This is a genomic window from Klebsiella sp. CN_Kp104 (assembly GCF_040064515.1).
In the GTDB taxonomy this organism is placed as follows: Bacteria; Pseudomonadota; Gammaproteobacteria; order Enterobacterales; family Enterobacteriaceae; genus Klebsiella; species Klebsiella aerogenes.
Map to the genome: position 1 here is coordinate 1 of NZ_JBEAII010000029.1, position 12,622 is coordinate 12,622.

At 53.6% G+C, this 12,622-nt stretch carries 11 protein-coding genes; 5 read left to right on the forward strand and 6 right to left on the reverse strand.

The window, feature by feature from the left end; all coding sequences use genetic code 11:
• Nucleotides 1-121 precede the first annotated feature (121 nt).
• A complete protein-coding gene (locus ABLU80_RS14940) occupies nucleotides 122-1,672 on the reverse strand; it encodes a peptide MFS transporter (RefSeq protein ID WP_015369856.1) in 1,551 nt (516 codons plus the stop codon).
• Nucleotides 1,673-2,220: 548 nt separating this feature from the next.
• Here ABLU80_RS14940 and speFL point away from each other — a divergent pair.
• From speFL to potE, 3 genes are all read left to right on the forward strand, one after another.
• On the forward strand, nucleotides 2,221-2,325 hold the full coding sequence (gene speFL, locus ABLU80_RS14945; RefSeq protein WP_006819052.1) for a leader peptide SpeFL: 105 nt from the start codon (nucleotides 2,221-2,223) through the stop codon (nucleotides 2,323-2,325).
• A gap of 263 nt (nucleotides 2,326-2,588) precedes the next feature.
• On the forward strand, nucleotides 2,589-4,787 hold the full coding sequence (speF, locus tag ABLU80_RS14950) for an ornithine decarboxylase SpeF (protein ID WP_015369855.1): 2,199 nt from the start codon (nucleotides 2,589-2,591) through the stop codon (nucleotides 4,785-4,787).
• The gene (gene potE, locus ABLU80_RS14955) at nucleotides 4,784-6,100 is read left to right on the forward strand and encodes a putrescine-ornithine antiporter (RefSeq protein ID WP_348850134.1); all 1,317 of its coding nucleotides are present in this window, start codon (nucleotides 4,784-4,786) and stop codon (nucleotides 6,098-6,100) included. Before speF ends, potE begins: the two co-directional genes overlap by 4 nt.
• Before the next feature lie 48 nt (nucleotides 6,101-6,148).
• Here the strand turns inward: potE and rcnR are convergent, their stop codons facing one another.
• Nucleotides 6,149-6,421: a Ni(II)/Co(II)-binding transcriptional repressor RcnR gene (gene rcnR / locus ABLU80_RS14960; RefSeq protein WP_015369853.1), complete on the reverse strand. Its 273-nt coding sequence runs from the start codon at nucleotides 6,419-6,421 to the stop codon at nucleotides 6,149-6,151.
• A 118-nt stretch (nucleotides 6,422-6,539) separates the two neighbouring features.
• Here rcnR and ABLU80_RS14965 point away from each other — a divergent pair, with 118 nt between their 5' ends.
• Together ABLU80_RS14965 and ABLU80_RS14970 are read left to right on the forward strand one after the other, a co-directional pair.
• Nucleotides 6,540-7,646: a nickel/cobalt efflux protein RcnA gene (locus tag ABLU80_RS14965; RefSeq protein WP_015369852.1), complete on the forward strand. Its 1,107-nt coding sequence runs from the start codon at nucleotides 6,540-6,542 to the stop codon at nucleotides 7,644-7,646.
• A 116-nt stretch (nucleotides 7,647-7,762) separates the two neighbouring features.
• The gene (locus ABLU80_RS14970; RefSeq protein WP_020078001.1) at nucleotides 7,763-8,419 is read left to right on the forward strand and encodes an epoxyqueuosine reductase QueH; all 657 of its coding nucleotides are present in this window, start codon (nucleotides 7,763-7,765) and stop codon (nucleotides 8,417-8,419) included.
• Nucleotides 8,420-8,489: 70 nt separating this feature from the next.
• On the opposite strand, the gene ABLU80_RS14975 is transcribed toward ABLU80_RS14970, so the two are convergent.
• From ABLU80_RS14975 to ABLU80_RS14990, 4 genes are all read right to left on the reverse strand, one after another.
• Nucleotides 8,490-8,915, reverse strand: coding sequence for a hypothetical protein (locus ABLU80_RS14975; protein WP_045363552.1), 426 nt, complete (start codon nucleotides 8,913-8,915; stop codon nucleotides 8,490-8,492).
• Nucleotides 8,893-9,282 (reverse strand): polymorphic toxin type 44 domain-containing protein, encoded by a 390-nt coding sequence (locus tag ABLU80_RS14980; protein WP_072001140.1) that lies wholly within the window; start codon nucleotides 9,280-9,282, stop codon nucleotides 8,893-8,895. Before ABLU80_RS14980 ends, ABLU80_RS14975 begins: the two co-directional genes overlap by 23 nt.
• A gap of 604 nt (nucleotides 9,283-9,886) precedes the next feature.
• The gene (locus tag ABLU80_RS14985) at nucleotides 9,887-11,152 is read right to left on the reverse strand and encodes a histidine-type phosphatase (protein ID WP_348850135.1); all 1,266 of its coding nucleotides are present in this window, start codon (nucleotides 11,150-11,152) and stop codon (nucleotides 9,887-9,889) included.
• Nucleotides 11,153-11,177: 25 nt separating this feature from the next.
• On the reverse strand, nucleotides 11,178-12,536 hold the full coding sequence (locus ABLU80_RS14990) for an MFS transporter (protein WP_015703372.1): 1,359 nt from the start codon (nucleotides 12,534-12,536) through the stop codon (nucleotides 11,178-11,180).
• Nucleotides 12,537-12,622 lie beyond the last annotated feature (86 nt).

Below are 12,622 nucleotides of genomic sequence, written 5' to 3' on the forward strand. Positions count from 1 at the left end.
AGCGCGAGCAGGGAAATCCCCGGATAGCGGCTTACGCCTTATCCGGGCTACCGTTTCCATACTCTGCTTACTATAAAAAAGCCGGCGCTCAGCGCCGGCTTTTCATTGACCGCTTGCGCAATCAGGCATTGGTCGCCGGTTTTTGCTCGACGGATTTACTGTTCTCCAGCATACGGCGCACCGGCACAATCAGCACGCACAACACCGCAGCGCAGATCAGCAGCGCCGTCGAGCAGCGGGCGAACAGATCCGGCAGCATATCCAGCTGATCGGCCTTCACGTGGCCGCCAATCAGCCCCGCCGCCAGGTTACCCAGCGCGCTGGCGCAGAACCACAGCCCCATCATCTGGCCGCGCATTCTTTCCGGCGCCAGTAGGGTCATAGTTGCCAGGCCTATCGGGCTCAGACACAGTTCGCCCAGCGTCAGCATCAGAATGCTGCCCACCAGCCACAGTGGCGATACGCCAGCGCCGCCGTTGCTCAGCACGTTCTGCGCCGCCAGCATCATCAGGCCGAAGCCCGCCGCCGCGCACAGAATCCCGATAACAAACTTGGTGATGCTGCTCGGGCGCACGTTTTTGCGCGCCATTGCCGGCCATGCCCAGCTAAATACCGGCGCCAGCAGGATGATAAACAGGGCGTTAATCGACTGGAACCACACCGCCGGGATTTCGAAATCGCCAATCATGCGGTTGGTGTAGTCGTTCGCAAACAGGTTAAAGGAGGTCGGTTTCTGTTCGAAGGCTGACCAGAAGAAGGCGGCGGAAACCAGCAGAATAAAGCAGACCAGCAGACGCGCGCGCTCTTTACGGTTAAGTCCCGCAAAAACGAACAGGTAGATGAAATAGAGCACCACCGACGCGGCAATCACGTACACCAGCATGCTGGCGACCGCCACCGGGTTAATGACTATCACCCCCTGAGCAATCAGCGTAATCACCACCGCCACGCCGACCGCCAGCGCCAGCAGCCAGGCGCCAACGCCGTTTTTCTTCGCGACGGGACTATTCCAGGTAGAGTCGAGACCCACTTCGCTGTCGTAGCGTTTCATTGCCGGGACCGCGAAAAGGCGGAAAATCACCAGCGCCACCAGCATACCGATACCACCGATGCCGAAGCCCCAGTGCCAGCCGTGGGATTTAATCAGCCAGCCGGAAATCAGCGGCGCGATGAACGACCCCATATTGATACCCATATAGAACAGCGAGAAACCGCCATCGCGACGGCTATCGCCTTTCTTATACAGCGTACCGACCATCACCGAGATGCAGGTTTTAAACAGGCCGGAACCAAGCACGATAAACATCAGCCCGATAAAAAACAGGTTGTTGCCCATAAACGCTGACAGCGCAATCGACAGATGGCCCAGCGCGATCAGAATCGAGCCGTACCATACCGCTTTCTGCTGGCCAAGCCAGTTGTCCGCCAACCAGCCGCCCGGCAGCGCCGCCAGGTACATGGCGCCCGCGAAGATGCCGACGATGGCCGACGCGTTCTCACGGGCTAAGCCCATACCGCCGTCATAGACGGTGGCCGCCATGAACAGGATTAATAACGGGCGAATGCCATAAAACGAGAATCGCTCCCACATTTCGGTGAAGAACAGCGATCCCAGAGGGTAAGGGTGACCAAAGAAGGTCCGGCTTTCATTTTTGTTAACAGAGGAATGCATAACTTCTCCCAATAAGGCGATCTTAGCGCTTTGTCATGCCGAAAAGCGTATTGACCATTTTTTCTACCTGCCTATCGTTCACACAGGCGTTAATTTTATTTAACCATTTGATAACCAGACGGTGGTTTTGTCTAGCCCCTGAGCGATATCTTTTAGATGAAAACTCGACCAGGCTCTCTTTTCCCAGATTTTATGTTGGCAATAAAGGGATAATGATTGACAGCGTTCTTTCGTACTACAGGAACCTCTTAATCCTTAATAAACATAATGTTAAGGGGATAGAAGTCAGAAAGTCCCGAGTATACGACATATTTCCGTCATATGGCTGAAATAACGCAATGATTAACCGGCCATTATTCATTTTAACTACATTGCAACACAATATATTTACATATAAACAACAAACCAGTGAATAATGTTGGATAAGATCAAAATACCAGCTATTGATATCATAATGAGAGGCTATTAGTGATCGGCGTCACAGATTAAGTCTAAGCCGGATATAGAATATGCCATACCTTCAGTCAATCATTTGAAAGGTGTATATCATGGAAAACAATAACAGGATGATGCCACACATAAGGCGGACAACGCATATTATGATGTTTGCTCACCGTAACAGCTTCGATTTTCATTTCTTTAATGCCCGGTAGTCTTCCGACTACGGGCGCTTCAGCATACAGGTCTTCCTGCATCTTTTGTTGTTAATACAGGCATTCGCCTGTAGCTAACCGCGCTCGCCCTAATAAATCCTGCTATTTACCAGCCACCGGACTGGTAGGGTTTATTGCATCTCAAAAGGTACTCTACTGATATTTATTATATCAGCGGCAGACTATTACCTTTTGTCCGGCGTAATCAATTTCTCATTCGAGAAATTGAGGGCCTGCTATTATCTGAAAATAAAGAGATAACAATGACTGATTTAAAAATTGCCGTTAGCCGTACATGTCCAAACTGTTTTTCTACCCAGCGTAATATTGTCAATACTAGCGAAACCAACTTTATTGATGTGGCCGCGGTAGTATTAACCCTGGAAGATATCGAATGCGGTAAACTCGATGAGTTAAAGGCCACCGGCTATAACATCCCGGTATTTATCGCTATTAATAAAGAAGAGGTTGTCCCGGCCGAGTATATGGCTTCGGTGCAGGGGGTATTTGAACACGACGAAACCCGCAACGACTTTTACGGCCGCCAGCTGGAAGCCGCTGCGCATAAATATGAAACCGAACTGCGTCCGCCGTTCTTTAGCGCGCTGGTCGATTACGTTAAACAGGGCAACAGCGCCTTTGACTGCCCGGGGCATCAGGGGGGGGAATTCTTCCGCCGTCATCCGGCCGGTAATCAGTTCGTCGAGTATTTCGGCGAGACGCTGTTCCGCTCCGACCTGTGCAACGCCGACGTCGCCATGGGCGACCTGCTGATCCACGAAGGGGCGCCATGCATTGCCCAGCAGCATGCGGCAAAAGTCTTTAACGCCGATAAAACCTACTTCGTGCTCAACGGCACCTCCTCTTCTAACAAAGTGGTGCTCAACGCGCTGCTGACGCCGGGCGACCTGGTGCTGTTCGACCGTAACAACCATAAATCCAACCACCACGGCGCGCTGCTGCAGGCCGGGGCGACACCGGTCTATCTGGAAACCGCGCGTAACCCGTACGGTTTTATCGGCGGTATCGACGCCCACTGCTTCGAAGAGCGCTACCTGCGCGAGCTGGTTGGGGAAGTGGCGCCGAATCGGAAACAGGATGCCCGCCCGTTCCGCCTGGCGGTGATCCAGTTAGGTACCTACGACGGCACCATTTATAACGCTCGTCAGGTGGTCGATAAAATTGGTCATCTGTGCGATTACATCCTGTTTGACTCCGCGTGGGTCGGCTATGAACAGTTCATTCCGATGATGGCTGATTGTTCGCCGCTGTTGCTGGAGCTTAACGAAAACGATCCGGGCATTCTGGTGACCCAGTCGGTGCACAAACAGCAGGCCGGTTTCTCCCAAACCTCGCAAATCCATAAAAAAGACAGCCATATCAAAGGGCAACAGCGCTATGTTCCGCATAAACGTCTGAATAACGCCTTTATGATGCACGCCTCCACCAGCCCGTTCTATCCGCTGTTTGCCGCGCTGGATATCAACGCCAAAATGCATGAAGGCGAGAGCGGCCGCAACATGTGGATGGACTGCGTTATGAACGGCATCAAGGCGCGTAAGCTGATCCTTGAAAGCTGTAAGCACATCCGTCCATTTGTGCCAAAAATGGTCGATGGTAAACCGTGGCAGTCATATGAAACCGCGCAAATCGCCGTTGACCTGCGCTTCTTCGAGTTTGGCCCAGGCGAACGCTGGCACGCCTTTGACGGTTATGCCGAGCATCAGTACTTCGTCGATCCGTGCAAACTTCTGCTGACCACGCCGGGGATCAATACCGCCAGCGGCGAATATGACGCCTTCGGCGTACCGGCCACCATTCTCGCCAACTTCCTGCGTGAAAACGGCGTGGTACCGGAAAAATGCGACCTTAACTCCATTCTGTTCCTGCTGACCCCGGCGGAAGATATGGCCAAACTGCAGCAGCTGGTCGCCCTGCTGGCGCGCTTCGATAAGCTGCTCGACGCCGATGCGCCGCTGCAGGAGGTTCTGCCGTCTATCTACAGCCAGCACAAAGAGCGTTATGCCGGTTATACCCTGCGCCAGCTGTGTCAGGAAATGCATGATCTGTATGCCCGTCACAACGTCAAACAGCTGCAAAAAGAGATGTTCCGTAAAGATCACTTCCCGCGCGTAGTGATGAACCCGCAAGAGGCTAACTACGCCTATCTGCGCGGCCAGGTCGATCTGGTGCCGCTGCCGCAAGCCGAAGGCCGCGTGGCCGCTGAAGGCGCCCTGCCTTACCCGCCGGGAGTGCTGTGTGTAGTTCCGGGCGAAGTCTGGGGCGGCGCGGTGCTGCAGTACTTCACCGCACTGGAAGAAGGGATCAACCTGCTGCCGGGCTTCGCGCCGGAACTGCAGGGGGTTTATATCCAGGAGCACGATGGCCGTAAACAGGTCTGGTGCTATGTCATCGCGGAAAGCGAGAAACAAAGCGCGCTGCTGAAAGGGGAAACTGTATGAGCAAATCCAGTAACAAGATGGGAGTGGTACAGCTCACCATCTTAACCATGGTCAACATGATGGGCTCCGGCATCATCATGCTGCCCACCAAGCTGGCGGAGGTGGGGACTATCTCCATCATCTCCTGGCTGGTGACGGCGGTAGGATCGATGGCGCTGGCGTGGGCCTTCGCCAAATGCGGGATGTTTAGCCGTAAATCAGGCGGGATGGGCGGTTACGCCGAGTACGCGTTCGGCAAGTCTGGCAACTTTATGGCCAACTATACCTACGGCGTCTCGCTGCTGATCGCCAACGTCGCTATCGCTATCTCCGCGGTGGGTTACGGCACCGAGCTGTTCGGCGCCACCCTGTCGCCGGTGCAGATTGGCCTGGCGACTATCGGGGTGCTGTGGATCTGTACCGTAGCCAACTTCGGCGGCGCGCGTATTACCGGCCAGATCAGTAGCATCACCGTATGGGGGGTAATCATTCCGGTTGTCGGCCTGTGCATCATCGGCTGGTTCTGGTTTAGCCCGACGATGTACGTCGAGTCCTGGAACCCGCACCACGTACCGTTCTTCGGCGCCGTTGGTTCGTCAATCGCCATGACGCTGTGGGCCTTCCTCGGTCTGGAATCCGCTTGCGCCAACACCGATGTGGTCGAAAACCCGGAACGTAACGTGCCGATCGCCGTACTCGGCGGTACCCTCGGCGCGGCGGTTATCTATATCGTTTCGACCAACGTCATCGCCGGGATCGTGCCGAACATGGACCTGGCTAACTCCACGGCGCCGTTTGGCCTGGCGTTTGCCCAGATGTTCACGCCTGGCGTAGGGAAAGTGATTATGGGGCTGATGGTGATGTCCTGCTGCGGTTCGCTGCTCGGCTGGCAGTTCACCATCGCGCAGGTCTTTAAATCATCGTCTGACGAAGGTTACTTCCCGAAAATCTTCTCCCGCGTCTCGGCTTCCGGCGCGCCGATTCAGGGGATGCTGACCATCGTTATCCTGCAAACCGGCTTGTCGCTGATGACCATTAGCCCGTCGTTGAGCAACCAGTTCAACGTGCTGGTTAACCTGGCGGTGGTGACTAACATCATCCCGTACATTCTGTCGATGGCCGCGCTGGCGATTATCCAGAAAATGGCCAATGTGGAACCGGGCAAAGCGCGATCCACCAACGTGATTGCCTTTATCGGCGCGGTATACAGCTTCTATGCGCTGTACTCCTCCGGCGAAGAGGCGATGCTCTACGGCGCGATCGTGACCTTTATGGGCTGGACGCTGTACGGCCTGGTATCACCGCGTTTTGAGATGAAAAACAAACACAGCTAATGCTGAAGCCGGCGGCGCGTCTGTCGCCGCCGGCGCTATCCGTGGCCGCTATTTGATATAGGAATCCAGCACCTTCAGCACCACGTCCAAATCCTCTTCACGTTTCACTTCATCGCCTTCATGAACGATATGTTCCGTCAGATGGCCCTTGATCACTTCACGCATTAGCCCGTTTACCGCTCCGCGAATAGCGGCAATTTGCTGCAGCACGGCGGCGCATTCGTGCGGCTCATCCAGCATCTTTTTCAGCGCGCTCACCTGCCCCTCAATCTTGCTGGCTCTGGCCTGCAGCTTCTTTTTATCCCGAATCGTATGCGACACGTTAACCTCACTGGCGAACTCAATGCCTCAATTATAGGTTTGTAATCTACTGGGGGGTAGTATCTTATACTGGGGGGGAGTAGAATCCCGTTCACCAACGACAACCTACTCTCTTCTTATGAACGAATTCTTACCTTTACTTCAGCAGGGCAATGCCTGGTTTTTCATTCCCAGCGCCATTCTGTTAGGCGCGCTACATGGTCTGGAACCGGGCCATTCAAAGACCATGATGGCGGCGTTCATCATCGCCATTAAAGGCACGGTACGTCAGGCGGTGATGCTGGGCCTCGCCGCGACCCTTTCGCATACCGCCATCGTCTGGCTGATCGCCTTTGGCGGCATGTATTTTAGCCAGAAATTTACCGCCGAAGCGGCTGAACCCTGGCTACAGCTGGTTTCCGCGTTCATCATTCTCGGTACCGCAATATGGATGTTCTGGCGCACCTGGCGCGGTGAACGTAACTGGCTGCAGGCCATGCAGGATCGGGATGCGCATCATCATGATGATGAAACCCAGATCGTCGACACCGGCCACGGTCAAATCGCCCTTTCCATCTTCGAAGAAGGAGAACCGCCGCGCTGGCGCATACGCACGCTAAGTGGCAACCGATGGGCCGCTGGCGATGTCTCACTGGCGACACGGCGCAGCGGGAGCAGCTTCGCGCAGATGTTCTCTTTTGTTGATAAAGGCGATTATTTAGAATCCGCGCAGACCATCCCGGAACCGCATGACTTTAACGTACGCCTGACGCTCGGCCACCAGCGCCATACCCACGATTATGATCTGGCGTTTCATGAACATCATCATCATGAACTGGACGGCCTTGAGGAAGGAAGTCAGGCCTATCAGGACGCCCACGAGCGGGCCCATGCGAACGATATTCAACGTCGCTTCGACGGCCGGGAGGTCACCAACTGGCAGATCTTACTGTTCGGCCTGACCGGCGGATTGATCCCCTGCCCGGCGGCGATCACCGTACTGCTTATCTGCATCCAGCTCAAAGCCCTGACCTTAGGTGCGACGCTGGTCCTCTCTTTCAGCATCGGCCTGGCGCTGACGCTGGTAACCGTCGGCGTTGGCGCGGCGGTAAGCGTTCGCCAGGTGGCCAAACGCTGGAGTGGTTTTAACACGCTCGCCCGACGGGCCCCCTACTTTTCCAGCGTGCTAATCGGCGCGGTGGGGATCTATATGGCGATCCACGGCTATCTCGGCGTGAGAGGTTAATTTGAGATGAATTCAGCGCCGCGTGAGGTTGCGCGGCCTGACATTTCTGGGGAAGGATAGCAGCCCTTCAACATGCTACAGTTGGCGCTGGATGTATTTACTTCAGGAATGACTTGATGTCCGAGTTCCAGCGCCCACAGCTGACGTTGCCCAACGGAGCCGATAAACTGCTGCTCCACTCCTGCTGCGCTCCCTGCTCCGGGGAAGTGATGGAGGCGATTCAGGCCTCCGGTATCGACTACACCATTTTCTTCTATAACCCCAACATTCACCCGCAGAAAGAGTATGAAATCCGCAAGGAAGAGAATATTCGTTTTGCGCACAAACACGGTGTGCCGTTTATCGATGCCGATTATGACACCGATAACTGGTTCGCGCGGGCCAGGGGGATGGAATGGGAACCCGAGCGCGGCGTGCGCTGCACGATGTGCTTTGATATGCGCTTCGAACGCACCGCGCTCTATGCCTACGAGCACGGCTTTAGCGTTATCAGCAGTTCGCTGGGAATTTCACGCTGGAAGAACATGCAGCAAATCAACGACTGCGGCGAGCGCGCCGCCGGGCATTATCCAGGCATGGTCTACTGGGATTATAACTGGCGTAAACAGGGCGGATCCTCGCGGATGATCGATATCAGCAAGCGCGAGCGCTTTTACCAGCAGGAGTACTGCGGCTGCGTCTACTCGCTGCGCGATAGCAATCTGCACCGTAAATCCCAGGGCCGACCGCTAATTAAGATCGGCAAGCTCTATTATGGCGATGAAGGTGAATAGCTGAAGAAAAGGGGATGATGTGGATAAATAACGGGCCAGGAGGGCTCCTTTTAATGAGATCATTGTCTCCCTAATTTCGGGCCTGAAAACTCACCTGCGGCCTGAATGTTTCTCCCTTATATTCATAAACAATCGAATTACTGAATGAAAAAACGCGTCCACTATAGCTGATATTTATTACCTCTCCCTCTACGCTGACGTTTGCGCCACTACCAGCAGCAATAAGGAACGGAATCTGTTTCGCCAGCTCGGCCGCAGCATCACCTTCAATCTTACCGGTAAGGTAGTAACGATAAGAATCTGCTACTGTTGCCCCACCACCGCTAAAACCAGTGACATAAAGCCAGGTATGGCTATCCAATTGTTGTGATGTAATGACTTTATCCTCAGAACGCTGTTCACTTCCGGGAGTTGATGTCATGAAACCGATAACCATCATCAGGAGTATGGTCGTGAGCAGACCATGTAACCATTTAATAGCCGTTCTCAATCGCATATTTAATGCCCTCTCTTATCCAGTATTGATCAGTAGGATCATCACCATAAGGTGCATCTTTATACCATATTCCCCATTCAGGTCTGGAAGTTCCTGCGCGCTTTTGTGCCCATCCTGCACCAACCAAGAGGATTCCGGAAAGGATACCAGCTGCATACCCTGCTGCACCAAAGTTAAAATTGCCAAACTCTGCCCAATATGGGTCAAACTGTTTATAATCCCAAGGCCCTTTATTTCTAACTTTTTGATAGAACCAGTAATAAGTTTTAGGAAGTGCCAGTCCTCTTGACTGCCCATAATTCCGTGCATCCTTCATATTATTTCTCACAACTCCAATTCCTGGCCCAGCCACAGGTATTGATGCCATCCAGGGGGTTCCTTATTTCAATTCGCTAAAGAGATACGCACTTCATGTTCTCAATGAAGAAGATATCAAGCGAAGCCGTTATAAATTAATGATATGATTTAATAGATACTATAACAAAGAATAAATAAAACCCTTAGCATCAATGCTTATATTAGTAATATAAATCAAACCACTACATTGTTCATTTACTGAATCAACTAACATCTGTGTTGTGAGTGTTTATAGTAGCGTTATTTTCTCCTTATCATCAAAGGATTGAGTTTTAAAATGGTAACCAACACGTAGGTGATGAACAATCCCTTCCCTCTAAATATTTTCCTAAAAAATCCAAAAACAACTTAATAAACACGTTACATAAAGACTTAAAATATTCAGAATCACCTGAATTTAAATTTTATCAGGTGAGGTGAGTAGGTGCCTGACTAATACTTATTGGCGGAAAACACGACGTAGCAAGTAGAATGTGACTGTTTTATTAACTATTTACAATCAATAGTATTAAAATATCATTCGAGTTTATTGTAATTACTCGAATCACTAACACTTTTAAGCAATACGCCATAATCCGTCCTATTTCCGCTAAGGATTATGGCGTTTGCGCTGATTAAAGAACCATATTCACCGGCGGTACCGCGCTTTTATCGATCTGTTTACTTAAGGCCTCCAGCGCGGACTGATACGGGCATAACGTGCCCACGCTGGTCTGCTGGCAATCAGGCTGACGCCACTCCTGTTGCAGCATCGGGTGCTGACGATCCGGCATCTGCAGGCGTCGCAGGTCGTCCAGGCTTTGCGCCTGGAAATAGACGCGCAGATAACGTTCGCCATTTTTGCTGTTGCGCCAGCGCTCTATCACCAGACTGCTGCCCGGCGGAATATTGCCCCGGCTGTAACCGGGCAATTGCCAACTAAAATTCATCAGCGTGCGCACCATCGCGATATTGGTGTCATGAGCCACCAGCAGCAGCCAGCGTACGTTCGGCGTGGCGTCCGCTTTCACTCCGTCCAGCATCGCGTTGAGCAGCACCGAGCCGCGCTTTTGCGCGGTGTACAGCACGTCATTGCTGAGATCGTAGTTTTCCGTTAACAGCGGCAGAATGGCTGTGATCTGGCTGGCGCGGGTAATCTTCCCCCACGCCAATTGGCTTAAGGGCAGGTTTTCACTCCAGCCCAGACGCAGCGTTTCAACCATATTGGCCATCACGCTCAACCCGCTTATGGTGGTTTTACCGCTTTGGTTTTGCTCCACCTGCCAGGGCTTATCAAAAATGGGGCACGGTTTATCCTGTTGGCAAACCGCGGCTTTTAATAACTGGATCGTCGGCGCCAGCGCCTGCCGACGCTTAGCCAGATCGCCGGCTTTCGCCTTTACTGCCGCCAACTGGCGGACGGGGTCGGTTTGCGTCGCGCTAAACTTGTCGGTCTGGAACAGCGGATCGGCATCGCCGCTGACATAATGAATCGCCACGCCGCAGCCGGGGAATGCCCCATCTACCAGCGCCTGTGCGGTTGCCCGGGTACGCTGTAGCGGGCTGGCGCGAACATAAATATCTTCCGCGCTGGGACATTGCCCCTGCAGCAGGCCAAGCTGGCGATAATGCTGCCCTTCCGCACGCCCTTTATTGGCGACCGCAGCGTAGCCATGTCCGGTCAGCTCCCCATCGTGGGTGGTCCATTCGGTCCATGGACGCTGGGTCGCGGCTTCAATGGCTTCACGATTGCCGGGCGTTGGCGGACGAATGCCGTGGCGGCTTAACTCCACCACTTTTTCCAGTTGCCAGTTCGCCGCGGCGGCGGATTGCATCGCCAGCAGCGGCAGCGCACAGGCGATAAACAGGCGCAAAAGGCCCTGATGTCTTGCAGGCATCATAAAATCTTCCTTATCGATTAATCGGTTATGAGGAGAATGAAGTCTGCCGTTCGACGGCATGGCGTCGGGCGACGATGGCGGCGGTGGTAAAACAGAGTAACGCAGAACCCAATCCGGTGCCTATCCAGAACAACGCCAGCGTGCTGAAATCATAAAGCGTTTTCCCGTTTTCGAGGATCGCGGTTTTATCGATAATGATCCCGGTCAGAAATTCGCCCAACCCTGCCCCGGCATAGCTGGCAATACCAATGGTTCCCAGCGCTGCCCCCGCCGCTTTGCGTGAAGAGATATCGACGGCGATCAATCCTCCGAGGAAACAGGTTAACGCGCCGATGGTCGCGCCGAAGACGATCATCGCCAGGATGTCGGTGTAGTAATTATGCGGCGACCAGAGCATTAAGGCGAAACCCGCGGTGTTCAGCAGGCTGATAAATCCAGCCATGACGCTGCGATTGCGCGGGAAAAAGCGGTCAGAGAGCATGCCGGCGATGATGGTCCCGGCGATACCGGCGATCGCGTTAACGCCGATGATGCCAGAAGCCTCAAGGGTGGAATAGGCTTTATCCTGCTCCAGGAAGAAGATCCCCCACGAGTTCACCGCATAACGGTCGATATACATAAATGCCGATGCCAGCGCCAGCGTCCACAGCGCCGGGTTACGCAATGCCAGCAGTTGGTTTTTGAACACCGATCCCCGCGCTTCAGTCTCTTCCTGCGGTTCATCACGAATCACGTTAATAGAGGGAAAGCCGCTGCTCTGTGGCGAATCGCGCATAAACAGCAGCAACAGCACCACGCCAGCGGCGCCGAGCGCAGCCGTGGAGAGGTAGCCCATTTGCCAGCCAAAACCCGCGATCACTGCGGCGATCACCATGTAAGTCATGGCCTCGCCGATGTTATGCGCCGTCGACCAGATGGCGTAAAACGTTCCCCGCTCTTTAAAGCCGTACCAGCGTGCCAGCGAAACCGCACAAGGACCGACGCCCATCGACTGCGCCCAGCCGTTGATCCCCCAAAAGATAGCCAGCAGCATGGCATTGGTGGTCATGCCCATCAGCAGGTTCATCCCGGCGCTGAGCAATAGCCCAAGGCTCATGTAGCGCACCACGTTGGCATGATCGGCGATAAAACCGTTAACCAGTTTGCCGATGGCGTAGCTAAAGAATAGCGTCGAGCCAATCATTCCCAACTCCGTTGGGGTAATGCCTAATTCCACCAACGCGCTTTTCGCCACGGTGAACGATAAGCGGCAGACGTAGAACGTCACGTAGGCCAGGGTCATAGCAATAAACGTTTGCCAACGTACCCGGCGAAAACGTTTTTCATCAAACGCGGCGCCCGCTTGCGGCGGCGACGCCCGGAAAAAATGAATAATTCCAGACATAATAGTTTCTCCGACGGTCGGAGGCTTGACTGATTGATGTGCTTCGTCCGTGAGGGTCGTTATCGTTACTGTGTAGGGTACATAAT

What these genes read in the sequence shown, in the direction of transcription:
- ABLU80_RS14965 (WP_015369852.1), top strand. Translation starts at nt 6,540, where the DNA reads ATGAACGAATTCTTACCTTTACTTCAGCAGGGCAATGCCTGGTTTTTC.
- ABLU80_RS14980 (WP_072001140.1), bottom strand. Translation starts at nt 9,282, where the DNA reads ATGGCATCAATACCTGTGGCTGGGCCAGGAATTGGAGTTGTGAGAAAT.
- ABLU80_RS14940 (WP_015369856.1), bottom strand. Translation starts at nt 1,672, where the DNA reads ATGCATTCCTCTGTTAACAAAAATGAAAGCCGGACCTTCTTTGGTCAC.
- ABLU80_RS14990 (WP_015703372.1), bottom strand. Translation starts at nt 12,536, where the DNA reads ATGTCTGGAATTATTCATTTTTTCCGGGCGTCGCCGCCGCAAGCGGGC.
- speFL (WP_006819052.1), top strand. Translation starts at nt 2,221, where the DNA reads ATGGAAAACAATAACAGGATGATGCCACACATAAGGCGGACAACGCAT.
- ABLU80_RS14985 (WP_348850135.1), bottom strand. Translation starts at nt 11,152, where the DNA reads ATGATGCCTGCAAGACATCAGGGCCTTTTGCGCCTGTTTATCGCCTGT.
- speF (WP_015369855.1), top strand. Translation starts at nt 2,589, where the DNA reads ATGACTGATTTAAAAATTGCCGTTAGCCGTACATGTCCAAACTGTTTT.
- potE (WP_348850134.1), top strand. Translation starts at nt 4,784, where the DNA reads ATGAGCAAATCCAGTAACAAGATGGGAGTGGTACAGCTCACCATCTTA.
- ABLU80_RS14970 (WP_020078001.1), top strand. Translation starts at nt 7,763, where the DNA reads ATGTCCGAGTTCCAGCGCCCACAGCTGACGTTGCCCAACGGAGCCGAT.
- ABLU80_RS14975 (WP_045363552.1), bottom strand. Translation starts at nt 8,915, where the DNA reads ATGCGATTGAGAACGGCTATTAAATGGTTACATGGTCTGCTCACGACC.